Consider the following 25,004-nt stretch of genomic DNA (forward strand, 5'->3'; position numbering starts at 1 on the left):
TTGTCGGTAAATTTAAAGGGTGAAAAACGCCACGCCCGCCTTGCGCAGCATGCCCGTCAGGGCGATCAGCGGCAAGCCGGTGAGGGCGGTGGGGTCCGTGGTGGCGATGCGTTCGAGCAGGGCGATGCCCAGGCCCTCGTTCTTGGCGCTGCCGGCGCAGTCGTATGGTTGCTCGATGCGCAGGTAGGCGTCCAGCTCGGCATCGGGCAAGTCGCGCACGGTGACGAGGGTCTGAATATCTTCCACCTGCGCCACGGCGGGCGACTGGCGTCCGTCGAGCAGGCACAGGGCCGTGTGGAATACGGTCTGGCGCCCGCGCATGGTTTGCAGCTGGCGCAGGGCGTTGGCGTGATTGCCGGGCTTGCCGATCTGCGCGCCATCGAGGGTGGCGACCTGGTCGGAGCCGATGACGAGGCTGCCAGGGTAGCGGTCGAGCACGGCCTGTGCCTTGGCCTGGGCCAGGCGCAGGGCCGTGGCGCTGGGGCTTTCGCCTGGCAGGGGGCTTTCGTCGAGATCGGGCACGGCCACCTCGAAAGGCAGGCGCAGGCGTTCCAGCAGTTCCTTGCGGTAGGTCGAACTCGATGCAAGAATCAAGCGCAATGGGGCGGAAGTTGGTATCATTCGGTAGTGGATGGCGGCCGGCATGGCCGCGCTGGTCGATGTCAGTGGAATTTCACGCAAATTCCAGGGCGCAGAGCCTCTAACTGAGGCTCCATGCGGCATGACGGTGTTGATGAATTTGTCACGAATGCGGCAATCATTGCGTCAAAAAAGATGCTTAGTCTTTGACTCGGTGCTAAAAACCCTGTTATTATCGCAGGTTTTCCGGGGAAATTTTCTACCAATGAATGCTTTTGTGATCGACGCCTTTGATTTTTGTCGTATCAGCGGGAGCCGCGAGGGTGTAACTCCTGTCGCTGAAATGACCCGGTTGACCAAGGATTGTGCAGATAATTCCGGCGAGATCGCCTGGAAGATCGTCGGCGGCACCAGCAAGCTGGGCTACCCACAACTGACCTTGTCGGTCAACGGCACCGTTCAGCTGGTTTGCCAGCGCTGCCTGACTCCGTATGCTTACGCAATTGATTCGACGACCACTCTGATGCTGGGCAAGGATGACGAGCACGCGGACGAGATCGAAGAAATCATCAACGATGAAACGATCGACGTGATCGTCGGCAGCCGCAGCATGGATGCCTCGGCCCTGATCGAAGATGAAGCCTTGCTGGCCCTGCCGCAGGTACCCAAACACGACGTCTGCCCCGATACGGCGCAGCTCGATGCTCTCAAGACTGAAAAGAAGTCGCCGTTCGCGGCCCTGAAAGACTTGAAGCCAGAATAAAGTAGTGTAAGAAAGGAAGCTTTAAAAAACCGTAGCGAGCGGCCCGATATCGTCTTGAGTCGCGCAAGCGTACGAAGGTACGCTGAGCAACGCCAAGGCGATAGCGGGAGGCGCAGTAGGTTTTTTATGCTTCCTGTAAAGAACGTGTCAAACGCGTGTAGTAATCGAGTATGGCAAGTGTAGTGAAATGTAATTGTAATAAACGATGTCGGTCCGGGCTATTTTCGGGTAGTCTTTGCCGCTGGGATACTCGATTCGCATGTATTTGCTAATCGATTGTGCTAAAATTTTAGAACTTATGTATTAGGAGTCATCATGGCAGTTCAACAGAACAAGAAAACCCCTTCCAAGCGCGGCATGCACCGTTCGCACGACTTCCTGGTCGCGCCGCAATTGAGCGTCGAGCCAGTTACCGGCGAAACACACATGCGTCACCATATCAGCCCTAACGGCTTCTATCGTGGCCGTAAAGTGTTGAAGACCAAAAACGACGAGTAATCGACGTTTTTGTTGGGTAAGATGAAAGCGGTGTTGCGTGGTTATTCGGCGTGGCGCCGCTTCTTCTTTTTTATCGGCTGCAATTCATCTTGCACACCCGTCATTTTGAATCACGCTGTCCAGGTCTGTGCATGACATGCTGCGCCCTGCATATGCTCCAGTCCGATTCACATCTTGCCGCACGCCCGCAGCGGTATTGAATCAACACAAATGACAATCAAAATTTCTATCGACTGCATGGGCGGAGATCACGGTCCCTCAGTCACTATCCCCGCAGCAATTTCCTTCGTAAAACATGAGCCTGAAGCTGAACTGATCCTTGTTGGATTGGAAGATGTGATCCGTGCCGAACTGAAGAAACATAAAGCCGACACGCATCCGCGCCTGTCGGTATTGCATGCCTCCGAACAAGTTACCATGGACGATCCCCTGGAAGTGGCCCTGCGCCGCAAGAAGGATTCCTCCATGCGCGTGGCCATCGAACAGGTCAAGAGCGGCGTGGCGCAAGCCTCCGTTTCCGCCGGTAATACGGCAGCCCTGATGGCCGTGTCGCGCTATGTATTGAAAACCATGTCCGGCGTCGACCGCCCGGCCATCTGCAGCATCTTGCCGAACCAAAAGAACGGCCCCACCTACATGCTGGACCTGGGCGCCAACGTCGATTGCGAACCGCATCACCTGCACCAGTTCGCCATCATGGGCTCCGTGCTCGTGTCCGCCATGGAAGGCATAGCACGCCCCACGATCGGCTTGCTGAACGTGGGCACGGAAGATATCAAGGGCAATGAAGTGGTGAAACTCGCCTCGAAGCTGCTGCAGGCCGACCACGAGCGTGGCGCGCTGAACTTCTACGGCAACGTGGAAGGCAACGACATCTTCAAGGGCACGACCGATATCGTCGTCTGCGACGGCTTTGTCGGCAACGTCACCCTGAAAGCCATCGAGGGCCTGGCGCGCTTCATGAAAGACGTGCTCACTTCCGAATTCAAGCGCAATCCGATCACCATGCTGGGCGCGCTGATCGCCCGCGGTGCCCTCAAAGCCATCGGCAACCGCCTGAATCCCTCGCGTTACAACGGCGCCAGCCTGCTGGGCTTGCGTGGTCTCGTCTTCAAGAGCCATGGCAGCGCCGATGCCTATTCCTTCGAATGGGCCTTGCGCCGCGCCTTTGATGCGGCAAAAAATGACGTGCAAGCACACCTGGCCAGCCTGATCGCCGAGCTGATGCCGCGCACGCCAGTACCGGACGAACCTACATCAACAAGCTCTACCATTTAGTGGACGGGTACTTGCATGACTGTTTTTAGCAAAATCTACAGCAAAATTATCGGTACCGGCAGCTACCTGCCGGAGAAACGCGTCACCAACCAGGATTTGACCGAACAGCTCGCCGCCAAGGGTATCGAGACCTCGGATGAATGGATCGTGTCGCGCAGCGGCATCTCGGCGCGCCATTACGCGGCGCCGACGCAGAATTCCTCGGACCTGGGCGTGGAAGCGGCCAGGAAGGCCCTGGAAATGGCTGGCCTGAACGGCAATGACCTGGACCTGATCATCGTCGCCAGCTCGACCCCCGATTTCTTCGGCAGCTTCCCCAGCACGGCCTGCATCGTGCAAAACAAGCTGGGCATCACCAACAACTGCGCCGCCGTCGACGTGCAGGCCGTCTGCAGCGGTTTCGTGTACGCGGTGGCCACGGCCGACAGCTTCATCCAGTCGGGCATGCACAAGAACGTGCTGGTGATCGGCGCCGAAGTGTTTTCGCGCATCCTCAATTTCGATGACCGCGGCACCTGCGTGCTGTTCGGCGACGGCGCCGGCGCCATCGTCATGACGGCGTCAAAAGAGCCGGGCATCCTGGCCACCAAGCTGCACGCGGACGGCCGCCACTCGAACATCCTCAGCGTGCCGGGCAGCCTGGCTGGCGGCGCGCTCGACGGCAGCGCCTTCCTGTACATGGATGGCCCGGCCGTGTTCAAGCTGGCCGTGTCCGTACTGGAAAAAGTCGCGCACGAAGCGCTGGAACATGCCAACATGACCTCGGACCAGATCGACTGGCTGATCCCGCACCAGGCGAACATCCGCATCATGAACAGCACGGCCAAGAAACTCGGCTTGCCGCTGGACAAGATGGTCGTCACCGTCGACCAGCATGGCAACACCTCGGCCGCCTCGATTCCGCTGGCGCTCGACATCGCCGTGCGCGACGGCCGCGTCAAGAAGGGCGACAACGTCATGATGGAAGGCGTGGGCGGCGGCTTTACCTGGGGCGCCGTGCTGGCGCGCATGTAATCCCGCAATACTATTAAAAAAACGGAGTCACCATGACACAATTTGCATTTGTTTTCCCAGGCCAAGGCTCGCAAGCGATTGCGATGCTCGACGGTTTCGCCGGCAACCCCGTGGTTGCGCAGACGGTGGCCGAAGCGTCGGATGCCCTGCAATTCGACCTGGGCAAGCTGATCGCCGAAGGTCCGAAGGAAGAGCTGGACCTGACCACCAACACGCAACCCGTGATGCTGACGGCGGCCGTGGCCTTCTACCGCGCCTGGCTGGCAGCGGGCGGCCCCGTGCCGACGGTCGTCGCCGGCCATAGCCTGGGCGAATATTCGGCGCTGGTTGCCGCCGGCGTCATTTCCTTCAAGGATGCCGTGCCGCTCGTGCGTTTCCGCGCGCAAGCCATGCAGGAAGCGGTGCCCGTCGGGCAGGGCACGATGGCTGTCGTGCTGGGCTTGTCGGACGACGACGTGCGCGCCGCCTGTGCGGAAGCGGCGGCGGAAGCCCCGGCCCTGGTGGTCGAGCCCGTCAATTTCAATGCGCCAGCGCAAGTCGTCATCGCCGGCCATACGGCTGCGGTCGAGCGCGCCTGCGAACTGGCCAAGGCCAAGGGCGCCAAGCGCGCCATGAAGCTGCCCGTCTCCGCGCCATTCCACTCGTCGCTGCTCAAACCCGCATCGGACCGCTTGCGCGAATACATGGCCGGCCTGACTTTCTCGGCGCCGCAGATCGCCCTGATCAATAACGTCGACGTGGCCATCGTCAACGACGTTGCCGGCATCAAGGATGCGCTGGTGCGCCAGGCAGCCAGCCCCGTGCGCTGGGTGGAAACCATGCAAAAGGTCGCTGCCGACGGCATCACGCAAGTGATCGAATGCGGTCCGGGCAAGGTCCTGATGGGCCTGGCCAAGCGCATCGATCCCGTGCTCGTGGGCGACGCCATCGTCGACCAGGCTTCGCTGGAACGTATTTTGACGCAGCTCAAATAAACATCAGACCGCGGCAGCCTGGTTGCCGCGGTTGCACTTAAGGATACTCATGAATTTAGCAAATCAAGTCGTGCTGGTCACGGGCGCTTCGCGCGGCATCGGCCGTGCCATCGCCACCGAACTGGGCAAGCAGGGTGCCACCGTGGTGGGCACCGCCACCTCGGAAAGCGGCGCGCAGGCGATCACCGATTACCTGGCCGCCGAAGGCGTGGCAGGCAAGGGTCTGGTCCTGAATGTGACCGATGCGGCGCGCTGCGCGGCCGTCGTCGACGAAGTGCAGAAAGCCTACGGCAGCCTGTCGATCCTGGTTAACAATGCGGGCATCACGCAAGACCAGCTGGCCATGCGCATGAAGGATGAAGAGTGGGACAGCGTCATTTCCACCAACCTGTCGGCCGTCGGCCGCCTGTCGCGCGCCGTACTGCGCGGCATGATGAAAGCCAAAACTGGGCGTATCATTAATATCACCTCGGTAGTGGCCTCGTCGGGCAATCCGGGACAAATGAACTACGCGGCGGCCAAGGCCGGCGTGGAAGGCATGAGCCGCGCGCTGGCGCGCGAAATCGGCAGCCGCAACATTACCGTGAACTGCATCGCCCCGGGCTTCATCGATACCGACATGACCAAGGCGTTGAGCGAAGAGCAGCACGCGGCCCTGTTGACGCAAATTCCCCTGTCCCGCCTGGGCAAACCGGAAGACGTGGCAGCGGCCGTGGCCTTTCTGGCCTCGCCGCAAGCGGCGTATATCACGGGCGCGACCCTGCACGTGAACGGCGGAATGTACATGAATTGATGTGAAAGGTAGACAGGGCGGGCGTTTGTGGCATGATTCAACGGCCGTTTTTGTCTATAATCGCATCTTTTAGCAGCAGCTTCGGTCGAATTAGCAGCAGACACCGAAATTAGTATTCGGACGCGCAAACCTGATAAAATGCGCGCACTTTCCGTAACACACACTTTGGAGCCATAACATGTCGGATATCGAACAACGCGTTAAGAAAATCGTCGCTGAGCAACTGGGCGTTGCAGAAGCAGACATCAAAATCGGATCCTCCTTCGTCGACGACCTGGGCGCCGATTCCCTGGACACCGTGGAGCTGGTGATGGCCCTGGAAGACGAATTCGAAATGGAAATTCCTGACGAACAAGCTGAGAAAATCACCACCGTGCAACAGGCGATCGACTACGCCACTGCACACGTCAAGGCCTAAGCCTGTCTGACCGACTTCAGGAGAATCGCTTGAGCCGTTCTAAAAACCGTCGTGTTGTTGTAACCGGCCTGGGCTGCGTTTCACCTGTCGGCAATACTATTGCCGAGGCGTGGGGCGCAATCGTCGAAGGTAAATCTGGCATTGCCACGATTACCAAATTTGATGCACAGCCATTCACCACGCATTTTGCCGGTGAAGTCAAAGGCTTCAATATCGAAGAGTACATCTCCGGTAAAGAAGCCCGCCATATGGATACCTTTATCCATTTCGGCATGGCTGCAGGCATCCAGGCGATCCAGGACTCCGGCCTGGAAGTGACCGAAGAAAACGCCGAGCGTATCGGCGTGATCATCGGTTCCGGTATCGGCGGCTTGCCGCTGATCGAAGAAACCAAGTCCGAGTACGAAAAGCGCGGTCCGCGCCGTATCTCGCCATTTTTCGTGCCTGCCTCGATCATTAACATGATCTCTGGCAACCTTTCGATCAAATATGGTCTGAAGGGCCCGAACCTGGCGATCGTTACGGCGTGTACCACCGGTTTGCACAGCATCGGCGCTGCCGCGCGCATGATCGAGTACGGCGATGCCGACGTCATGATCGCCGGCGGTGCTGAATCGACCGTGTCGCCACTGGGCCTGGGCGGTTTCGCTTCGGCGCGTGCCTTGTCGACCCGCAACGACGATCCGGCAACGGCATCGCGTCCGTGGGATACCGACCGCGACGGTTTCGTGCTGGGCGAGGGCGCTGGCGTCATGGTGCTGGAAGAGTACGAGCACGCGGTGGCCCGTGGTGCCAAGATCTATGCCGAAGTGCATGGTTTCGGGATGAGCGCAGATGCTTATCACATGACCTCGCCGCTGGAAGATGGTAGCGGCGGCAGCAAATCGGTGATCGCGGCCCTCAACAACGCCGGCTTGAACGCGGATCAGATCCAGTACCTGAACGCGCACGGCACGTCGACCCCGCAAGGCGACGTGGCGGAAGTGATGGGTATCAAGCGCACCTTCGGTGACCATGTCAAGAATCTGGTCGTCAACTCGACCAAGTCGATGACGGGCCATTTGCTGGGCGGCGCGGGCGGTCTGGAAGCGGTGTTTACGGTCCTGGCATTGCACCATCAGGTGTCGCCACCGACCATCAACATCTTCAACCAGGATCCCGCTTGCGATCTCGATTTCTGTGCCAACACGGCGCGTGATATGAAGATCGATTATGCAGTGAAGAATTCGTTCGGCTTCGGCGGAACGAATGGCACGCTGATTTTCGGTAAAGCGAAATAAGCAGGAACTTTCAAGCGCTCGCTACGGTCAAACCGTAGTGAGCGCTGATTCGGCGCCAACGTTCGTTGGCGCCTGAATTTGCCCGGCATGGTGCCGGCGCGCCTGATGTTTTTCCCATTGAGTTTGCCCTATGTCGATCGCGGTAGCGGCTGTCATTCGCTCGCCTGTCTGTTTGCGCCTGCTGCAAGCGGTGCTAGGCCTGGGTGCGGTGTTCGCTGCCTGGCCCTTGAGCGGCGCGTGGCGCGCTGCGGCCATGCCTGGCCAACTGGTAGGCGGCTATGCGCTGGGCTGCAGCGGTGCCTTGCTGAGTGCGGCTGGAGGCGTGTTTTTGCTGGCTTTGCTGCGTTGGCGCAGAAAGCTGCAGGCGCTTGATATTTCGCCAGTTGGCCAGCTGCGGCTGGCGGTATATCTGGAACGTGGCGGGGTGCCGGCGGCGGGCGCCAGCGGACTGGCGGAGCGGGCCGGGCCGCTGTCCCTGGTGCGGCCGGGACAGCGTCTGTTGCCGGGCTCGACCTTGTGGCCGTCGTTGCTGGTGCTGTGCCTGGCTGATGCCGCCGGGCGGCGCACGCAGGTGCTGGTGCAGCGTGGCAGCAGTTGCGCCGCCTTCCGCCCGCTGGCCGTGGCTTGCCGGGCCATCGCGGCGCGGAGTGGGGAAGAATAAAAGTGGGATGAACACTGAACTTCTTGCAGCGGGCCAACTCTATATCCATACAGGCGCCCACGCTGCATGCGAACAGGGACATTGGGCGTGAGGACAGAGCGCGAGTATGATCAGTTACTGGTCGAGCGGGTGCAGGCTGGCGACAAACGGGCATTCGATGTGCTGGTATCGAAATATCAGCGCCGCTTGATGCGCCTGGTGTCGCGCCTCGTGCATGATCCGGCGGAGGCCGAAGATGTAGTGCAGGAAACCTTTATCAAGGCATACCGGGCGCTGCGCCATTTTCGCGGCGATGCCGCCTTTTATACCTGGTTGTATCGCATCGGCATCAATACGGCCAAGAATTATCTCGTCACGCAGGGGCGGCGCGCCGCCACGTCCAGCGATGCCGATGCCGAGCAGGCGGAATCCTTCGATGACGGCAATAAATTGCGCGACAACAATACGCCTGAATCGGTGCTGGCCAGCAAGCAGATTGCGGCCACCGTCAATGCAGCCATGGATGTGCTGCCCATCGAGTTGCGCACGGCCATCGTGCTGCGCGAGATCGAGGGCCTGAGCTATGAAGAGATATCGGAAATCATGGCGTGCCCCATCGGTACCGTGCGCAGCCGTATTTTCCGCGCGCGCGAAGTGATTGCGGAGAAATTGAAACCGTTGCTGGACATGCCGATTGACAAGCGCTGGTAATCTGGAGAGTATGAGGTTGGCATGGCTGCGTCCGGTTTCCGCACCGATCTTCTTGAAATGGCAGGGCCCATCATGGATACGCACACACGATTGCACGAGATTATTTCCGCCCTGGCCGATGGCGAGCTGGCGACGGGCGAACTCGAACTGGCGTTTGCCGCCCTCGACACGCCATCGGGACGGCAAGCCTGGGATGCCTATCGCCATATCGGCGACGTGCTGCGTTCGGAGCAATGCGGCCATGCGCTGGGCGCGCAATTCGATGCGCGCCTGGCCAGCCGCCTGGCCGCGGAGCCGGCGCCCGAAGAGTCCGCTGCCCATGCAGCAGCGCTGCCGCCGCTTGCCGCCAGCATCGTGCCGCCGGGCGCCGCCGAACCGCTGGAGGCGGGACCGCTGGCGCAGCGCTAGCTGGCGCCTTGTCCATCTTATGCCAGGCTTAACCTCCGCCTCGCCCCCTTGACACTGGCCTTCGGTACGATTGACACTGTGCGCAGGCAATATCTTGCTTTTGCGATATATTGTTGCATTGTTTGCCATGCGCGCCGTCAGGTGGGTTTGCCCCTGAGGCTACGTCATGACGGCCAATCATGCGCGCAGGCAATCGCCTGATCCGTGTTTTGATCCGTTTATATACTCGAAAAGATCCTTTCCATGAAAAAAAACATGTGTGTCGCCAGCAAGTCGTTTTCAGTGAAGACGCTTTCCGCTTTATTGTTCGGTACGGCTGGCGTCTTTTTCGCACCGACCATGCTGGGCCTGGCGCCACAGGCGCAGGCCGCCGTGGCGGCCGTGAAGCTGCCTGATTTTTCCGACCTGGTCGACGCCGTGGGCCCGGCCGTGGTGAATATCCGCACCACCGAGCGCCTGAAGATGGGCGGCGCCGGCGCGGGCAGCCAGGACGAGCAGGAAATGCAGGAATTCCTGCGCCGCTTCTTTGGCGGCGCCATGCCGACGCCGCGCCAGCAGGCGCCGCGCGGCGGTCGTCGCGCCGTGCCGCAGGAGCAGGAAGTGCAGCGTGGCGTGGGCTCCGGCTTCATCATCTCGGCCGATGGCTACGTGCTGAGCAATGCCCACGTGGTCGATGGCGCCGACGAGGTGTATGTGACCCTGACGGACAAGCGCGAATTCAAGGCCAAGGTGATCGGCGCCGATGCGCGCACGGACGTGGCGCTGCTGAAGATCGAGGGCGGCAACCTGCCGCGCCTGACCATCGGCGACTCGGACAAGATACGCGTGGGCGAGTGGGTGATCGCCATCGGTTCGCCATTCAACCTGGAAAACACGGTGACTGCCGGCATCATTTCCGCCAAGTCCCGCGACACGGGCGACTACCTGCCGCTGATCCAGAGCGACGTGGCCGTCAACCCGGGCAACTCGGGCGGTCCGCTGATCAATATGCGCGGTGAAGTGATCGGCATCAATTCGCAGATCGCCACCTTGTCCGGCGCCTACAATGGCATCTCGTTTGCCGTACCCATCGATGAAGCCATGCGCGTGGGCGAGCAGCTGAAAAAGACGGGCAAGGTCGTGCGCGGGCGCATCGGCGTGCAGATCGGCGAAGTGAGCAAGGACGTGGCGGAATCGCTGGGCTTGCCGAATGCCAAGGGCGCGCAAGTGTCGATGGTGGAGCCGGGCGGTCCGGCCGACAAGGCGGGCATCAAGCCGGGCGACATCATCCTGAAATTCAACGGTGCGGCCATCGAGCGTTCCTCCGACCTGCCGCGCCTGGTCGGCGGCGCCGCCGTCAACGGCAAGTCCACCGTCACCGTGTGGCGCAAGGGGGCGCAGCAGGACATCCCCGTCACCGTGGTCGAGCTGGAAGGCGAGAAGACGGCCAAGAAGGGCGCCAAGGAGCCGGAAGCGCAAGCCGTCAATGCGCTGGGCCTGAAGGTCAGCGACGTGCCGGCCGCGAAGAAACAGGAATTGAAGATCGACGCGGGCGTGCTGGTCGACGATGCCGATGGCGTGGCGGCCCTGGCCGGCTTGCAGCCTGGCGACGTGATCTTGCAATTGAATAACGTTGCCGTCAAAGATGCCAAGCAGTTCAACGCGCTGGTGGCCAAGCTCGATCCGAAGAAATCGTCGGCCGTGCTGGTGCGCCGTGGCGATACGGCGCAATTCGTTTCGCTGCGTCCATCGGCCAAGTAAGTTTTTGATGTCATCTGCATCCCGGCGTCGGCCGGGATGCCTTTTCCCCTTTCTTCATGCACTTCACCCTCTATTCCCGCAGTTATTGCCACCTTTGCCAGGACATGCTCGACGCCTTGCTCCTGCTGCAGCCGCCCGACAAGCCGTTCACGGTGGAGGTGATCGATATCGACGACTCCGCCGATGCGACCTTGCTGGCCCGTTTCGACGAACTGGTGCCCGTGCTGTTTGGCGACCTGGCGCAGCCCGAGCTCTGCCACTATTTCCTGGACGAGGCTGCCGTACGGCGCTGCCTGGCGTAGCTTAAATGCCAATATTGACACTGCATTGCACCATTCTGGTGCCGAAAACAGCTGAAAATGTCGCCTTGCCCCCGTGCCACCCTCATAAGACGGGCTTTCCGCTCTGAAATCCGGTAAAATGGGGAGGTCGAAAAAGCTACTGTCCGAGGCAGCAGCTTCTGTCGCTTCAAAAGCGCTCGCCTGGGCATGCAGATGTCCTGCTCGGAGCGCTTTTTTCATCATGAGTGGGGCGCCCCGTTTTGGCCCTGTTTGGCCCGGACATGATCCCCTTGATTCCTGTTAAAGCAGTGTTGTCACTCGCACATATATTAGTTAATGAATAACATACGCAACTTCTCCATCATCGCCCATATTGACCACGGTAAATCGACCCTGGCTGACCGCATCATTCAATTGTGCGGCGGCTTGTCCGACCGCGAGATGGAGGCGCAGGTGCTCGATTCGATGGATCTGGAGCGCGAGCGCGGCATTACCATCAAGGCGCAAACGGCGGCCCTGCACTACAAGGCGCGCGACGGCCAGATCTACAACCTGAACCTGATCGATACGCCGGGCCACGTCGACTTCAGCTATGAAGTGTCGCGCTCGCTGTCCGCCTGCGAAGGCGCGCTGCTGGTAGTTGACGCGTCGCAAGGCGTGGAAGCGCAAACGGTCGCCAACTGCTACACGGCGCTGGACCTGGGCGTGGAAGTGGTGCCCGTCCTGAACAAGATCGACTTGCCGAACGCGGACCCGCCGACGGCCATCGCCGAGATCGAAGACGTGATCGGCATCGACGCGGCCGACGCCGTGCATTGCTCGGCCAAGACGGGCTTTGGCGTGCTGGACGTGCTCGAGCAACTGATCGTCAAGGTACCGCCGCCGAAGGGCGACCCCGATGCGCCGCTGCAGGCGCTGATCGTCGACTCCTGGTATGACGCCTATGTGGGCGTGGTCATGCTGGTACGCGTGGTCAACGGTACCCTGAAACCGAAAGACAAGATCCGCCTGATGGCCACCGATTCGGTGCAGCTGGTGGAAGACATCGGCGTGTTCTCGCCCCGTTCGCAATCGTTGCCGCAATTGTCGGCAGGCCAGGTGGGCTTCATCATCGCCGGCATCAAGGAATTGAAGGCGGCGAAAGTGGGCGACACGGTCACCCTGGCCAACCGTCCTGCCGCCGCGCCATTGCCTGGCTTCAAGGAAGTGCAGCCGCAAGTGTTTGCGGGCCTGTTCCCCGTGGAAGCGAACCAGTACGACGCGCTGCGCGACTCGCTGGAAAAGCTGAAACTGAACGACGCGGCCCTGATGTACGAGCCGGAAGTGTCGCAGGCGCTGGGCTTCGGCTTCCGCTGCGGCTTCCTGGGCTTGCTGCACATGGAAATCGTGCAGGAGCGCCTCGAGCGCGAATTCGACATGGACCTGATCACTACGGCGCCAACCGTGGTGTACGAAGTGATCCAGCGCGACGGCACCATGATCAACGTCGACAATCCGTCGAAGATGCCCGATCCGTCGCGCATCGAGGAAGTGCGCGAGCCTATCGTCACGGTCAATCTGTACATGCCGCAGGAATACGTGGGCTCCGTGATCACCCTGTGTATCGGCAAGCGCGGCATCCAGATGGACATGAGCTATCACGGCCGCCAGGTCAAGCTGGTGTACGAAATGCCGATGGCCGAGATCGTGCTGGACTTCTTCGATCGCCTGAAATCGACGTCGCGCGGCTATGCCTCGATGGATTACGAGTTCAAGGAATACCGCGCGGCCGACGTGGTCAAGGTCGACATGCTGATCAACAGCGAAAAAGTCGATGCGCTGGCCATCATCGTCCACCGTTCGAACAGCCAGTACCGTGGCCGCCAGGTGGCCGCCAAGATGCGCGAACTGATCCCGCGCCAGATGTTCGACGTGGCCATCCAGGCCACCATCGGCGCCAACATCATTTCGCGCGAGAACGTGAAAGCCTTGCGCAAGAACGTGCTGGCCAAGTGCTATGGCGGCGACATCAGCCGCAAGAAGAAATTGCTGGAAAAACAAAAAGCGGGTAAGAAACGCATGAAGCAAGTGGGTTCCGTGGAGATCCCGCAAGAAGCATTCCTGGCAATTTTACAAGTGGATGGTTAATACATGAACCTGCAAGTGATTTTAGGAAATTTCGCTTTAATCCTGTTCGTGCTGATGGTGTTGACGGGCCTGGTCTGGTGCCTGGATGTGTTCTATCTGTCCAAGCAGCGCCGCAAGGCGGCCGACCGCGCCTTGGCCGAATTCGATGCGCGCCAGTCCAAGCTGGCCGCCGAGGGCATCAAGTCCGATGCGGGCGGCAGCCGCGCGACCATCGAGGCAGCCCTGTTGCGCCAGCCGACCTGGGTCGAGTATTCGGGCAGTTTCTTCCCCGTCATCGCCCTCGTGTTCTGCCTGCGCTCGTTCCTGTACGAGCCATTCAAGATCCCGTCGAGCTCGATGGTGCCGACCTTGCTGGTGGGCGATTTGATCCTGGTCAACAAGTTCACCTATGGCATTCGTTTGCCGATCGTCAACAAGCGCATCATTGAAGTCAACGATCCGCAGCGTGGCGACGTGATGGTGTTCAAGTACCCGAAAGATATGTCGCAAGACTATATCAAGCGTGTGATCGGCGTGCCCGGTGATAAAATCACCTATGAAAACAAGCGCTTGACGGTCAATGGCAAGGAAGTGCAGTACACCCCGCTGGACGACTACCTCGACGACGAAAGCACCATTTATCACAAGCAGCTGGAAGAAAACCTGACGGGCGTGAGCCACCGCATCCTCAACGACGAGCCTGCTCCCACGTTGAACTTGCGCGAAGTGAAGGATTTCCCGCACAAGGATGCGTGCAACTACAACGAAGACGGTTTCACGTGTGTGGTGCCAGAAGGCAATTACTTCATGATGGGCGATAACCGCGACAACAGCGCGGACAGCCGCTACTGGGGCTTCGTGCCGAACGAGAATATCGTCGGCAAGGCTTTCCTGGTGTGGATGAACTTCAGCAATCCGAAACGCGTGGGCGGCATACACTAAGCCGCCCTATGGCTGCCGCGCCGATTCCCCGCGCGGCGGCCAGCCGAATTACTCAGATGATACAGAAACAACAATGAATCTTCAGCTATTGCAAACCCGTTTAGGCTATACGTTCCAGGATGCTGGCCTGTTGCAGCAAGCCTTGACGCATCGTAGCCACAGCAGTTTGCATAATGAGCGGCTGGAATTCCTGGGCGACTCCATCCTCAACTGCGTGGTCGCCTCCATCCTGTACGAACGCTTCAAGTCCATCGACGAGGGCGACCTGTCGCGCCTGCGCGCCAACCTGGTCAAGCAGCAGTCGCTGTATGAAATCGCGCAAAAGCTGGAATTGTCGCAATTCCTGCGCCTGGGCGAAGGCGAACTGAAGTCGGGCGGTTTCCGCCGTCCGTCCATCCTTGCCGATACCCTGGAAGCCCTGCTGGGCGCGATTTTCCTCGACACGGGCTTCGATGCGGCCAGCACGGTGATCCGCGCCTTCTACATTCCCATCCTCGACTCGGTCGACCCGCAAACCCTGGGCAAGGATGCCAAGACCCTGCTGCAGGAGTTTTTGCAAAGCAAGAAAATCTCGCTGCCACAATACAACGTGGTGGCCACCCACGGCGCCGCCCACAGCCAGGAATTCGAGATCGAATGCCTGGTGCCGAAATTGAACATCCAGGTTTACGGCCGTGGCGGAAGCCGCCGCGCCGGTGAGCAAGCCGCCGCCAAACTGGCGCTGGACGTGGCCGAGCAGGCACTGTTGAAGTCGCCTGCCGCCAGCCGCAAGCCCAAACCGCGCGCCGCCCAGCTCAAGCTGGCCGGCATTGCCACCATCCAGAGCGACGACGCGCAAGCCCCGGCTGCCCCGGCGATCGCCGCTCACACTAAACAGAATCGACACTAGCATGACCACCACCAAAATGCCCGACAACTTCCGCTGTGGCTATATCGCCATCGTGGGCCGCCCCAACGTGGGCAAATCGACCCTGATGAACGTGCTGATCGGCGCGAAGGTCAGCATCACTTCGCGCAAGGCGCAAACGACGCGCCACCGCATCACGGGCATCCAGACGGTGCCGGACGCGCAGTTCATCTATGTCGACACGCCCGGCTTCCAGACGCGCCACTCGAACGCGCTGAACAAGACGCTGAACAAGACCGTCACCAACACCCTGATTTCCTCGGACGTCATCCTGTACGTGATCGAGGCGGGCACCTTCGGCCCGGCCGACCAGCAAGTGATGGACCTGCTGCCGAAGGAAGTGCCGTGCATCCTCGTCATCAACAAGTCCGACCGCGTGAAGGACAAGGCGGTGCTGTTGCCGTTTGCGCAAAAGATCGCCGCCATGCGCGACTTCGCCGCCATCGTGCCCGTCTCGGCCAAGCTGCACTTCCAGCTGGAAGGCTTGCAGAACGAGATCAAGCGCTTCTTGCCGGAAAACCAGCCCATCTTCGGGCCGGATGACATCACGGACCGCAGCGAGAAATTCCTCGCCTCGGAAATCGTGCGCGAAAAACTGTTCCGCTTTGTCGGTGACGAACTGCCGTACACGAGCACCGTGCTGATCGAGAAATTCGAGCAGGAAGGCGATCTGCGCCGCGTGTTTGCCGCCATCCTGGTCGAGCGTGATACGCACAAGTCCATGATTATCGGCAACAAGGGCGCGCGCCTGAAGGAAGTCTCCACCAAGGCCCGCCTGGACATGGAAAAGCTGTTCGGCGGTCCTGTGTACCTGGAAATCTGGGTCAAGGTCAAATCGGGCTGGGCCGACAACGAGGCGGGCTTGCGCGCCTACGGCTACGAGTAATCCGCAACCCGGGGGCGACACCACACGCATGAGCACCACCACGCCAGCGCTGCACGGTCCTGCGCCAGCCTCCATCGTCGTTCCCGCACCGGCGGCCATCGCGCCGCCGGCCGCCCCCTCTGTCGCGCCCCGGCGCAGCCGTCCGCCCGCGCGCGACGGCAAGATCACGGGCCAGCCCGCCTTCGTGCTGCACAGCTATCCCCATAAAGAAACCAGCCTCATCGTCGACGTGTTTACACGCGAATACGGCCGCATCGCGCTCGTCGCCAAGGGCGCCAAGCGGCCCCATTCGCAGTTGCGCGGCGTGCTGCAGACCTTCCAGCCCCTGCAGGCGGGCTGGACTGGGAAATCCGAACTGCGCATCCTGACGGGCGCGGAATGGGTGGGAGGCATGTTGCCGCTGGAAAAGACGGCGCTGCTGTGCGGATTCTATTTAAATGAACTGCTGGTGAAACTGCTGGCGCGCGACGACCCGCACCCCGTCCTGTTCGACCACTACGTTGCCACCTTGAATCAACTGGCGCACAATGAGCCGCCGCCCATCGTGCTGCGCAAGTTCGAGCGCGCGCTGCTCAAGGAAACGGGCGTGGCGGCCGACCTCACGCGCTGCACGGCCACGCGCCAGGCCGTCGATGCGGGGCAGGTGTACGTGGTTGACCCGGAGCGGGGACCGCGTCCGGCGCGTGCTGCCGACGCCTGGCCCAGGATCACGGGCAAGACCCTGCTCGACATGGAGCGCGAAGATTATCTTGACGGGGCCACGCAGGCGCAAAGCAAGCTGCTGATGCGTTTTTTGCTGGCCCATCAACTGGGCGGCGCCACCTTGAATACGCGCCAGATACTGATCGATTTAATGCAGCTGTAGCGGCCTTGTGGCCCTGCGGCACTTTATGGATACCATCACTATGAGCTTTTTGCAGCCTTCCGGCCCCGTCATCGACCTGGGCGTCAATATCGACCACGTGGCCACCTTGCGCAACGCGCGCGGCACCGCATACCCGGACCCGATCCGCGCGGCCTTGCTGGCCGAACAGGCGGGCGCCGACGCCATCACCCTGCATTTGCGCGAAGACCGCCGCCACATCAAGGATGCGGACGTGATCGCCATCGCGCCGCAATTGCTCACGCGCATGAACCTGGAAGCGGCCGTGACGGCCGAGATGATCGATTTCGCCTGCCGCATCCGCCCGGCAGACGTGTGCCTGGTGCCGGAAAAACGCACGGAAGTGACGACCGAGGGTGGCCTGGACGTGGTGCGCTACTTCAAGGAAGTGCAGGCGGCCGTGCAGCAGCTGCAAGGCGAGGGCATCCGCGTGAGCCTGTTCATCGATGCGGACGAGCAGCAGATCGCCGCCGCGGCCGAGCTGGGCGCGCCCGTGATCGAGCTGCACACGGGCCGTTATGCCGATACGGACGGCGCCGAGCAGCTGGCCGAACTGGAACGCATCAAGGCGGGCGTGCTGTTCGGCGTGGGCCGCGGCTTGAAAGTTAATGCGGGCCACGGCTTGCATTACACCAATGTGCAGGCGATTGCCGCCATTCCCGATATTACCGAACTGAACATTGGCCACGCCATCGTCGCGCATGCCGTGTTTGTCGGCTGGGAAAATGCCGTGCGCGAAATGAAGGCCATCATGGTGGCTACGCGCCTGGGCCACAGGGCCTGACAAGGGAGCAGGGCATGATCTACGGCATCGGTACCGATATCTGCAAGATTCCCCGCATCGAGGCGGCGCTGGCCCGGCATGGCGAGCGTTTCGCGCAAAAGATACTGGGGCCGCAGGAGATGGAAAAGTTCCGCGCCCGCAGTGCCAAGAATGCCGTGCGCGGCGTGCGCTTCCTCGCCACGCGCTTTGCGGCAAAAGAGGCGTTTTCCAAGGCCATCGGCCTGGGCTTGCGCATGCCGATGACCTGGCCCGCCGCACAGATGCTGAATCACCCCAGCGGCAAGCCGATGATCGTTTGCAGCGGCGTGCTGGCCGAGTTCATGGAGCAGCACCGCCTGAGCGCGCAAGTGACGATCAGCGATGAAGAGGAGTATGCCGTGGCGTTTGTGATTGTGGAGCAAGCGCCGTAATGCAGACGACTGCTGGGGTCAGTCTTTTCGATCGGAATGCGTCCCATTGGGACGTATTCCCCCGGCGGGTCTGACCCCATTTAAGAGCCAGCAATGACTGAAGCAATACCCGACCTCAATTCTGCGGAAACGCCACCCGACCCGCGCGCGCAGGTGCTGGCCACCGTCGCCAAGCTGCCGAATTTGCCCGGCGTGTACCGCTATTTCGATGCCGCCGACAAGGTGCTGTACGTGGGCAAGGCGCGCGACCTGAAAAAGCGCGTGTCCAGTTACTTCCAGAAAAACCTGGCCAGCCCCCGCATCGCCATGATGGTCGAGCGCATCGCGCGCCTGGAAACGACCGTCACGCACAGCGAGGCGGAAGCGCTGATCCTGGAAAACAACCTGATCAAGGCGCTGCAGCCCCGCTACAACATCCTGTTCCGCGACGACAAGTCGTATCCGTATCTGAAGATCACGAACGGCGATGCGCCGCGCATGGTGTATTACCGCGGTGCGGTGGACAAGAAAAACCAGTATTTCGGGCCGTTCCCCAGTTCCTGGGCCGTCAAGGAATCGATGCAGATCCTGCAAAAGGTGTTTTTGATCCGCACCTGCGAGGATAGCGTGTACGCCAACCGCACGCGGCCGTGCCTGCTGCACCAGATCGGCCGCTGCAGCGCGCCCTGCGTGGACCTGATCAGCAAGGAAGACTACAAGAATGACGTGGAAAACGCGGCGCGCTTCCTGCGCGGGCGCCAGAGTGAAGTGCTGGCGGACCTGGAAAAGAAGATGCACGCGTTTGCCGCCGAGCTGAAATTCGAGCAGGCCGTCGTGGTGCGCAACCAGATCGCCTCGCTGTCGCGCGTGCTGCACCAGCAAAGCATGGAGACGACGGGCGACGCGGACGTGGACATCCTCGCCGTGCTGGTGCAGGGCGGACGCGCCTGCGTCAACCTGGCCATGGTGCGCGGCGGGCGCCACCTGGGCGACCGCGCCTACTTCCCCAGCCAGCTCAGCGACGCGGCGGCCATTGCCGAAGAACCCATCGAGGTGGAAGTGCTGGCCGCCTTCCTGGCCCAGCACTACACGGAAAAATTCATCCCCGGCACCCTGATCCTGAATATCGAATTCGACCAGCCAGCCCTGATGGTGGCGCTGATGGAGCAGTGCGGCCACCGCATCAACCTGATCTTCCAGCCGCAGGGGCAGCGCCGCCAGTGGCTGGAAATGGCGCAGAAGGGCGCCGAGATTTCGCTGGCGCGCCTGCTGTCGGAGCAGGGCTCGCAGCAGTCGCGCACGCGCGCGCTGGCCGAAGCGCTGCGCCTGGAAACGGAAGACCTAGACAGCCTGCGCGTGGAATGCTTCGACATCAGCCACACGCAGGGCGAGGCGACGCAGGCGTCGTGCGTGGTATTCCACCACCACGCCATGCAGAACGGCGAATACCGGCGCTACAACATCAACGACATCACGCCCGGCGACGATTACGCGGCCATGCGCCAGGTCCTGATGCGCCGCTATGAAAAAGTGGCGAATGGCGACGGTGTGATGCCCGACGTGGTCTTGATCGACGGCGGCAAGGGACAGATCGAAATGGCGCGCCAGGTGTTTGCCGAGCTGGGACTCGATATCAGCTTGATTGTCGGCGTGGCCAAGGGAGAAGGGCGCAAGGTGGGCCTGGAAACCCTGCTGTTCGTCGATGGCCGCGCGGCGCAGGAGCTGGGCAAGGAATCGGCGGCGCTGATGCTGATCGCGCAGATCCGCGACGAGGCGCACCGCTTTGCCATTACGGGCATGCGGGCCAAGCGCGCCAAGACGCGCCAGACGTCGCGCCTGGAAGAAATCGAAGGTATTGGCGCCAAGCGCCGCCAGAAACTGCTGTCGCGCTTTGGCGGCTTGCGCGGCGTGGTCGACGCCAGCGTCGAGGACCTGATGTCGGTGGAGGGGATTTCCACGCAGCTGGCCGAAGAGATTTACAAGCAGTTGCATTAATGCTCGAACGGGTGCGCCAGACCTCGCGCCTGGAAGAAATCGAGAGGGGCACAATGCGGCGCCAAGCGCCGCCAGAAACTGCTGTCGCGCTTTGGCGGCTTGCGCGGCGTGGTCGACGCCAGCGTCGAGGACCGGATGTCGGTGGAGGGGATTTCCACGCAGCTGGCCGAAGAGATTTACAAGCAGTTGCATTAATGCTCGAACGGGTGCGCCAGACCTCGCGCCTGGAAGAAATCGAGAGGGGGCACAATGCGGCGCCAGGCGCCGCCAGAAGCTGTTGTCGCGCTTTGGCGGCTTGCGGGGCGTGGTCGACGCCAGCGTCGAGGACCTGATGTCGGTGGAGGGGATTTCCACGCAGCTGGCCGAAGAGATTTATAAGCAGTTGCACTGATGAATCGATGGCCTGGTCCGGCGCTGCCGCAACCGGACTAGGCTAATACCCCTGGGCCATGTAGACTAGTGGCGCTTTCTTCACGCTTTCTTCATGTTCAATTTACCCGTCGGCCGATTGCTTCCTTATGCCTTTTAATATTCCCATCCTTCTGACCTGGCTGCGCGTGGCCCTGATCCCGCTCGTCGTCGGCGTGTTTTACCTGCCGCCGTCGATGCTGCTGCATGGCGACCAAAACCTGGTCGCCACCCTGGTCTTCATCGTTGCCGCCGTCACCGACTGGTTCGATGGTTTCCTCGCGCGGCGCTGGAACCAGACGTCGGCCTTCGGCGCCTTCCTCGACCCCGTGGCCGACAAGCTGATGGTGGCGGGCGCCTTGCTGGTGCTGGTGCAGCTGGACCGTGTCAATGCCGTGCTGGCCTTCATCATCATCGGCCGCGAAATCACGATTTCCGCATTGCGCGAATGGATGGCGCAGATCGGCGCATCGAAATCGGTGGCCGTCAGTTCGATCGGCAAGATCAAGACGGCCGCGCAAATGACGGCCATTCCCTTGCTGCTGTACCACGAAGTGGTCTTCGGCGCGATCGATACCCATGTGTGGGGCGAAAAGCTGCTGTGGATAGCCTGCGTGCTGACGGTGTGGTCGATGTTCTATTACCTGCGTCTGGCGTGGCCTCTCATCAAGGAAAAAGCGGGTAACTTGCATTGATGTGGGTGGACGCCGATAGCATTGGTCTGGCGTCTTTTTAACCCAAACGCAAGAGCCGGGGGCAGACCCAAAGGGACTCGGCGTCCCCGTCTGACCCAAATATTTTGCAAAAGACCAGATATTGCCCGTTGACAGCCCCTGTAATCCCTCTATAATGCTGGCCTGTTGTTGATGACGCGGGAGTAGCTCAGTTGGTAGAGCGCAACCTTGCCAAGGTTGAGGTCGAGAGTTCGAGACTCTTCTCCCGCTCCAGTTTTCTGGATCGTGTCATAGGTAAAAACAGCAAATGCAGTAAAAAGTAGTACTGGCGATGTAGTAGAGCTTCTGATACAATGTTGTCCACTGCGGGAGTAGCTCAGTTGGTAGAGCGCAACCTTGCCAAGGTTGAGGTCGAGAGTTCGAGACTCTTCTCCCGCTCCAGTGAATACTGGATCAGCAGTAAAGTAGCACTGGTAAACGGTAGTAAAAGGCAGTAAAATAGCGGTTCGAAATGCGGGAGTAGCTCAGTTGGTAGAGCGCAACCTTGCCAAGGTTGAGGTCGAGAGTTCGAGACTCTTCTCCCGCTCCAGCGCAAGCTGGCAGCAGTCAAGCAAGATGGCAGTAGCAGAAAATAGAAGCTCCAATGCGGGAGTAGCTCAGTTGGTAGAGCGCAACCTTGCCAAGGTTGAGGTCGAGAGTTCGAGACTCTTCTCCCGCTCCAGAATTCTAAAGGGAAGCTAAGCTGGCTTCCTTTTTTTATCCGCTGCGGTACGTGGCGCGATTAAGCAGTAACCAAGCTCCAATGCGGGAGTAGCTCAGTTGGTAGAGCGCAACCTTGCCAAGGTTGAGGTCGAGAGTTCGAGACTCTTCTCCCGCTCCAGTTTTCAAGGTGGGCCGCAAGGCGCATCCAAGCAGTTCCTCTGGCGAGGTAGCAAAGAGGTTATGCAGCGGCCTGCAAAGCCGTTTAGACGGGTTCGATTCCCGTCCTCGCCTCCAGATGAAAAAAATAGCCCGCTCTCGAGTGGGCTATTTTTTTGTCCGCGTTTTCGCCGGCCGTGCATCTTGTATAATGCCCGCAGGCTCAGCCGCGTTACCCGGTGCGCTGATCGATCTTCCCCTTTCCGCCATCCCCATGTAGTCATTGCCGAGTTTCCCTCTCCGTCAGACACGCGCGGCCTTCCTGTGGCGTCCGCCGGCATGGCTGCGCCTGATGCTGCTCGCGCAGGCCTGCATTTTTCCGTTCCGAACCTGGATTTGACTCAATGATCAACACAACTTTTCGAGAAGAGTGGTACTCGAACCTGCAAAAAAATGTCCTGGCGGGATTGACCACCTCATTTGCCCTGGTGCCCGAGTGCATCGCCTTCGCCCTGGTGGCGCAATTGAATCCCCTGATGGGCCTGTATGGCGCCTTCATCATCTGTGCGCTGACGGCCATCTTTGGCGGGCGTCCCGGCATGATTTCGGGCGCCGCCGGCTCCATGGCCGTCGTCATCGTGGCGCTGGTGGCCCAGCATGGCGTGCAGTACCTGCTGGCCACCGTGGTGCTCAGCGGCATGCTGATGGCGCTGTTCGGCATCTTGCGCCTGGGAAAACTGATCCGCATGGTGCCCCATCCCGTGATGCTGGGCTTTGTGAATGGCCTGGCCATCGTCATCGCCATGGCCCAGTTGGAGCATTTCCGCCAGGCCACGCCGCAAGGCGACACCTGGCTGCAAGGCACGCCCTTGCTCGTGATGGCGGGCCTGGTGGCCTTGACCATGGCCATCGTCTACGTGCTGCCGCGCATCACGCGGGCCGTGCCGCCCGCGCTGGTGGCCATCCTCGGCGTGGGCGTGCTCAGCCATTTTCTGCAGCTGCCCACGCGCACCCTGGGCGACCTCGCGCACATCGCGGGCGGCTTGCCGTCGCTGCATTTTCCCACCGTGCCGCTGGACATGGCCACCTTGCACATCATCTTCCCGTACGCGGCGCTGATGGCCATGGTGGGGCTGCTGGAAACCTTGCTCACCTTTAATCTCACGGACGAGATGACGGAAACGCGGGGCCAGCCGAACCGCGAATGCCTTGCGCTGGGCGCGGCCAACGTCGTCTCGGGCCTGTTTGGCGGCATGGGCGGCTGCGCCATGATCGGGCAGACCATGATCAACCTGAGCTCGGGCGGCCGCTCGCGCCTGTCCGGCGTGACGGCGGGCGTGATGATTTTATTGTTCATCCTGTTCCTGTCGCCGCTGATCGAGCGCATTCCCCTGGCCGCCCTCGTGGGCGTGATGTTCGTGGTGGCGCAGCAGACGTTTGCCTGGGGTTCCCTGCGCGTGCTGGGCAAGGTGCCGCTGCAGGATGCGCTGGTGATCGTTGCCGTAACGGTGATCACGGTGTTTACGGACCTGGCGATGGCCGTGCTGTGCGGCATCGTCATCGCTGCCTTGAATTTTGCCTGGCAACATGCGCGCGACATGCGCGCCGAGACGGACGACGGCACGCCGGGCGTGCGCGTCTACCTGCCGCACGGCACCCTGTTTTTCGCGTCGGCCGCGCATTTCCAGGAACTGTTCCAGCCGGCTGCCGACCCGGCCCGCGTTATCCTCGATTGCCGCCACCTGCACCTGGCCGATCACTCGGCCATCGCCGCCATCGAGGCGCTGTATGACCGTTATGCAAGGGCCGGCAAGCATCTGCAGGTGATGCATCTGTCCGGCCGCAGCCAGGCCCTGCTGCAGCGCGCGGGCGTGGACGTGCGCGTGGCGTAAAATATGCGATGGTCTGATCCCCGCAATTCCCCGGGATGGGCGGGATTGTTGAATGTCTGTGGAGTGTGAATGCTGTCGAACGAACAAGAACAATTGTTGCAACAAAGCCAGGCGGGTTTCGATGCCTACTATGACGCGCTGGGCGCCTCGCTGGTGAATTTTGTCGAGCGCCTGGGCATTCAGCCCGCGCACGAAGTGTTGACGAACGCGGCCGAATACCTGCCGTACATCGATGCGGCCATGCGCACCATCGCCATCCGCGACGAAAGCTGGCAATGGGTGAAAACCATGCTCGGCTATTTCATCGGCGAATACTTCGTGCAAGGCCACGCGGGCTGCTGGTATGTGGAAACGCGGGCGGAGTCGCCGTACTTCTGCCGCTACATGGTGGGCGGCTTCGAGCATGGCTTGCCGGCGGACGCCGCCATCGATCCCGATGCGCTGGCGCTGGAATTCCTGGGGCAATCCGTGCCGCGCGAGCTGGCGACATTAATTGGCGATGCGCAGGCCGCGCTGGCTTGAAGCAAGCACAAGGAGAGAAAATGGAAGCGGAGCTGCACCTGGCGGAAATCCCGTACGACACGGGCGAATTGCGTTTCCGTTACACGCGCATGCTGTCGGACGACGGCACGCGCTGGATACGCCATGGCCTGTTCTGCGAATACCATCGCAACGGCACGGTCATTTCAGAGGGACATTACGAGCATGGCCGCGAGAACGGCTTGTGGCGCGACTTCCATGAAACGGGCGCGCCAGCCGCCGAAGGACACTATCGCGATGGCGTCGAAACGGACGACTGGCGCTATTGGGATGCCGCGGGCAAGCAGGTGGCGCGCGCCTGAGCGGCGCTTGCGCTGACTGCCGCTCATCCGGCCAGGCGCGGCAGCTACTGCCACGCCGGAC

The 25,004-nt window shown here is 60.9% G+C and carries 26 protein-coding genes, 6 tRNA genes and 2 pseudogenes; 33 read left to right on the forward strand and 1 reads right to left on the reverse strand.

Features of this window, described 5'->3' with window-relative positions:
* Positions 1-12: 12 nt before the first annotated feature.
* Positions 13-621: a Maf-like protein gene (locus tag VPH41_RS07810; protein WP_328569508.1), complete on the reverse strand. Its 609-nt coding sequence runs from the start codon at positions 619-621 to the stop codon at positions 13-15.
* 223 nt (positions 622-844) lie between these two features.
* Here VPH41_RS07810 and VPH41_RS07815 point away from each other — a divergent pair, with 223 nt between their 5' ends.
* The 33 genes and pseudogenes from VPH41_RS07815 (at position 845) to VPH41_RS07970 (ending at position 24,943) form a co-directional block, all read left to right on the forward strand.
* On the forward strand, positions 845-1,342 hold the full coding sequence (locus VPH41_RS07815; protein WP_152284295.1) for a YceD family protein: 498 nt from the start codon (positions 845-847) through the stop codon (positions 1,340-1,342).
* Positions 1,343-1,657: 315 nt separating this feature from the next.
* Entirely contained in the window at positions 1,658-1,840 is a 183-nt protein-coding gene (rpmF, locus tag VPH41_RS07820; RefSeq protein WP_034749653.1) for a 50S ribosomal protein L32, read from the forward strand.
* Between the two features lie 210 nt (positions 1,841-2,050).
* A complete protein-coding gene (gene plsX / locus VPH41_RS07825) occupies positions 2,051-3,118 on the forward strand; it encodes a phosphate acyltransferase PlsX (RefSeq protein ID WP_328569509.1) in 1,068 nt (355 codons plus the stop codon).
* Positions 3,119-3,133: 15 nt separating this feature from the next.
* Positions 3,134-4,132 (forward strand): beta-ketoacyl-ACP synthase III, encoded by a 999-nt coding sequence (locus tag VPH41_RS07830; RefSeq protein ID WP_152258246.1) that lies wholly within the window; start codon positions 3,134-3,136, stop codon positions 4,130-4,132.
* Positions 4,133-4,164: 32 nt separating this feature from the next.
* Positions 4,165-5,106 (forward strand): ACP S-malonyltransferase, encoded by a 942-nt coding sequence (fabD, locus tag VPH41_RS07835; protein ID WP_152284278.1) that lies wholly within the window; start codon positions 4,165-4,167, stop codon positions 5,104-5,106.
* Between the two features lie 49 nt (positions 5,107-5,155).
* The gene (gene fabG / locus VPH41_RS07840) at positions 5,156-5,899 is read left to right on the forward strand and encodes a 3-oxoacyl-ACP reductase FabG (RefSeq protein WP_328569510.1); all 744 of its coding nucleotides are present in this window, start codon (positions 5,156-5,158) and stop codon (positions 5,897-5,899) included.
* A 178-nt stretch (positions 5,900-6,077) separates the two neighbouring features.
* On the forward strand, positions 6,078-6,317 hold the full coding sequence (gene acpP / locus VPH41_RS07845; RefSeq protein WP_152258244.1) for an acyl carrier protein: 240 nt from the start codon (positions 6,078-6,080) through the stop codon (positions 6,315-6,317).
* Positions 6,318-6,346: 29 nt separating this feature from the next.
* A complete protein-coding gene (gene fabF, locus VPH41_RS07850) occupies positions 6,347-7,597 on the forward strand; it encodes a beta-ketoacyl-ACP synthase II (RefSeq protein ID WP_152284276.1) in 1,251 nt (416 codons plus the stop codon).
* 130 nt (positions 7,598-7,727) lie between these two features.
* Entirely contained in the window at positions 7,728-8,258 is a 531-nt protein-coding gene (locus tag VPH41_RS07855; RefSeq protein WP_328569511.1) for a hypothetical protein, read from the forward strand.
* 66 nt (positions 8,259-8,324) lie between these two features.
* Complete coding sequence (gene rpoE, locus VPH41_RS07860; protein ID WP_328569512.1) at positions 8,325-8,948, forward strand: RNA polymerase sigma factor RpoE; 624 nt, start codon at positions 8,325-8,327, stop codon at positions 8,946-8,948.
* A gap of 72 nt (positions 8,949-9,020) precedes the next feature.
* On the forward strand, positions 9,021-9,356 hold the full coding sequence (locus tag VPH41_RS07865) for a sigma-E factor negative regulatory protein (RefSeq protein WP_328569513.1): 336 nt from the start codon (positions 9,021-9,023) through the stop codon (positions 9,354-9,356).
* Positions 9,357-9,599: 243 nt separating this feature from the next.
* The gene (locus tag VPH41_RS07870) at positions 9,600-11,096 is read left to right on the forward strand and encodes a DegQ family serine endoprotease (RefSeq protein WP_152284273.1); all 1,497 of its coding nucleotides are present in this window, start codon (positions 9,600-9,602) and stop codon (positions 11,094-11,096) included.
* Positions 11,097-11,152: 56 nt separating this feature from the next.
* Positions 11,153-11,398: a glutaredoxin family protein gene (locus VPH41_RS07875; RefSeq protein ID WP_152284272.1), complete on the forward strand. Its 246-nt coding sequence runs from the start codon at positions 11,153-11,155 to the stop codon at positions 11,396-11,398.
* A 315-nt stretch (positions 11,399-11,713) separates the two neighbouring features.
* The gene (lepA, locus tag VPH41_RS07880) at positions 11,714-13,504 is read left to right on the forward strand and encodes a translation elongation factor 4 (RefSeq protein WP_152284271.1); all 1,791 of its coding nucleotides are present in this window, start codon (positions 11,714-11,716) and stop codon (positions 13,502-13,504) included.
* Between the two features lie 3 nt (positions 13,505-13,507).
* The gene (gene lepB / locus VPH41_RS07885; RefSeq protein ID WP_152284270.1) at positions 13,508-14,425 is read left to right on the forward strand and encodes a signal peptidase I; all 918 of its coding nucleotides are present in this window, start codon (positions 13,508-13,510) and stop codon (positions 14,423-14,425) included.
* Positions 14,426-14,498: 73 nt separating this feature from the next.
* Complete coding sequence (gene rnc / locus VPH41_RS07890) at positions 14,499-15,314, forward strand: ribonuclease III (protein WP_034749615.1); 816 nt, start codon at positions 14,499-14,501, stop codon at positions 15,312-15,314.
* A 1-nt stretch (position 15,315) separates the two neighbouring features.
* Complete coding sequence (gene era / locus VPH41_RS07895; protein ID WP_328569514.1) at positions 15,316-16,218, forward strand: GTPase Era; 903 nt, start codon at positions 15,316-15,318, stop codon at positions 16,216-16,218.
* A 28-nt stretch (positions 16,219-16,246) separates the two neighbouring features.
* Entirely contained in the window at positions 16,247-17,083 is an 837-nt protein-coding gene (gene recO, locus VPH41_RS07900; protein WP_328569515.1) for a DNA repair protein RecO, read from the forward strand.
* 40 nt (positions 17,084-17,123) lie between these two features.
* The gene (gene pdxJ / locus VPH41_RS07905; RefSeq protein WP_328569629.1) at positions 17,124-17,885 is read left to right on the forward strand and encodes a pyridoxine 5'-phosphate synthase; all 762 of its coding nucleotides are present in this window, start codon (positions 17,124-17,126) and stop codon (positions 17,883-17,885) included.
* A 14-nt stretch (positions 17,886-17,899) separates the two neighbouring features.
* Positions 17,900-18,295, forward strand: coding sequence for a holo-ACP synthase (gene acpS / locus VPH41_RS07910; protein WP_152258234.1), 396 nt, complete (start codon positions 17,900-17,902; stop codon positions 18,293-18,295).
* A 93-nt stretch (positions 18,296-18,388) separates the two neighbouring features.
* Positions 18,389-20,269, forward strand: a complete 1,881-nt coding sequence (gene uvrC / locus VPH41_RS07915) for an excinuclease ABC subunit UvrC (RefSeq protein WP_328569516.1) — start codon at positions 18,389-18,391, stop codon at positions 20,267-20,269.
* 8 nt (positions 20,270-20,277) lie between these two features.
* A pseudogene (locus VPH41_RS28445) lies at positions 20,278-20,464 on the forward strand (hypothetical protein); the annotation flags it as partial.
* Positions 20,465-20,472: 8 nt separating this feature from the next.
* Positions 20,473-20,660 (forward strand): annotated as a pseudogene (locus VPH41_RS07920) (hypothetical protein); the annotation flags it as partial.
* 127 nt (positions 20,661-20,787) lie between these two features.
* On the forward strand, positions 20,788-21,372 hold the full coding sequence (gene pgsA / locus VPH41_RS07925; RefSeq protein WP_152284265.1) for a CDP-diacylglycerol--glycerol-3-phosphate 3-phosphatidyltransferase: 585 nt from the start codon (positions 20,788-20,790) through the stop codon (positions 21,370-21,372).
* Between the two features lie 176 nt (positions 21,373-21,548).
* A tRNA-Gly gene (locus VPH41_RS07930) sits at positions 21,549-21,624 on the forward strand.
* Between the two features lie 92 nt (positions 21,625-21,716).
* A tRNA-Gly gene (locus tag VPH41_RS07935) sits at positions 21,717-21,792 on the forward strand.
* A gap of 72 nt (positions 21,793-21,864) precedes the next feature.
* Positions 21,865-21,940, forward strand: a tRNA-Gly gene (locus VPH41_RS07940).
* Between the two features lie 56 nt (positions 21,941-21,996).
* A tRNA-Gly gene (locus tag VPH41_RS07945) sits at positions 21,997-22,072 on the forward strand.
* An 83-nt stretch (positions 22,073-22,155) separates the two neighbouring features.
* Positions 22,156-22,231: transfer RNA gene (locus VPH41_RS07950), tRNA-Gly, on the forward strand.
* A gap of 42 nt (positions 22,232-22,273) precedes the next feature.
* Positions 22,274-22,347: transfer RNA gene (locus tag VPH41_RS07955), tRNA-Cys, on the forward strand.
* A gap of 266 nt (positions 22,348-22,613) precedes the next feature.
* On the forward strand, positions 22,614-24,101 hold the full coding sequence (locus tag VPH41_RS07960) for a SulP family inorganic anion transporter (RefSeq protein WP_328569517.1): 1,488 nt from the start codon (positions 22,614-22,616) through the stop codon (positions 24,099-24,101).
* Between the two features lie 69 nt (positions 24,102-24,170).
* The gene (locus VPH41_RS07965) at positions 24,171-24,623 is read left to right on the forward strand and encodes a hypothetical protein (RefSeq protein ID WP_152284263.1); all 453 of its coding nucleotides are present in this window, start codon (positions 24,171-24,173) and stop codon (positions 24,621-24,623) included.
* Positions 24,624-24,643: 20 nt separating this feature from the next.
* Positions 24,644-24,943 carry a toxin-antitoxin system YwqK family antitoxin gene (locus VPH41_RS07970; protein ID WP_328569518.1) on the forward strand — a complete coding sequence of 100 codons (300 nt, stop codon included), beginning with the start codon at positions 24,644-24,646 and terminating at the stop codon, positions 24,941-24,943.
* Positions 24,944-25,004 lie beyond the last annotated feature (61 nt).

The organism is Janthinobacterium sp. P210006 (assembly GCF_036231885.1).
Taxonomy (GTDB): Bacteria; Pseudomonadota; Gammaproteobacteria; order Burkholderiales; family Burkholderiaceae_D; genus Janthinobacterium; species Janthinobacterium violaceinigrum.